Origin of the sequence: Paenibacillus enshidis (assembly GCF_042136365.1) — a bacterium.
Taxonomy (GTDB): Bacteria; Bacillota; Bacilli; order Paenibacillales; family Paenibacillaceae; genus Paenibacillus; species Paenibacillus enshidis.
In genome coordinates this window covers 1-470 of sequence record NZ_JBHHMI010000083.1, presented here as the reverse complement: position 1 = coordinate 470, position 470 = coordinate 1, and the positions used below count along the sequence as shown (strand labels likewise).

The window sequence follows — 470 nt, the reverse complement described above, 5'->3', positions numbered from 1 at the left end:
CCGTCGGGGAGCAGGAACAACTCCAGCGCCTGGAACCACTTGGTCAAGGGGAGATGAGTTCGTTCAAAAATCGTGCCAACCAAAGCCGACGTTTGATGCGCACACCTGGCGCACTCGAACATGGGGATGCGCCGGGATGTCAGACGACTGCAGCGGGTGTGAGCGCAGCGCGGGCAGACGAAGCCGTTCGGCCACTTCATCACGATCAATGCCTCCATACAGGCCTGCTCGTTGTGATAACGACTACTAAAGGGTTGAAGTTCCGTTTCCGCTTGGACTTCCATGTCTGCTCGCCTCCGAATCCATAATCCATAATCCACGAACATAAGTTCTTTTTTTCATTATACCAAACATGTGTTCCCGTTTCAAGCCGAACATCCCACTTGAGCTGCCTCTTTTTTTCGTATCTCGTATCTCGTTTCTCGCTTCTCTTTATTCCTTCCCCTAGGCCCCCCGAACCTCCAACCCCC

General features: G+C 53.2%; 1 protein-coding gene. It reads right to left on the bottom strand.

Annotated features, from left to right (window positions below):
• Positions 1–284: transposase (locus tag ACE41H_RS25175; RefSeq protein WP_375358315.1), on the bottom strand; the 284-nt coding region annotated here is incomplete at its 3' end.
• Between the last annotated feature and the right edge of the window lie 186 nt (positions 285–470).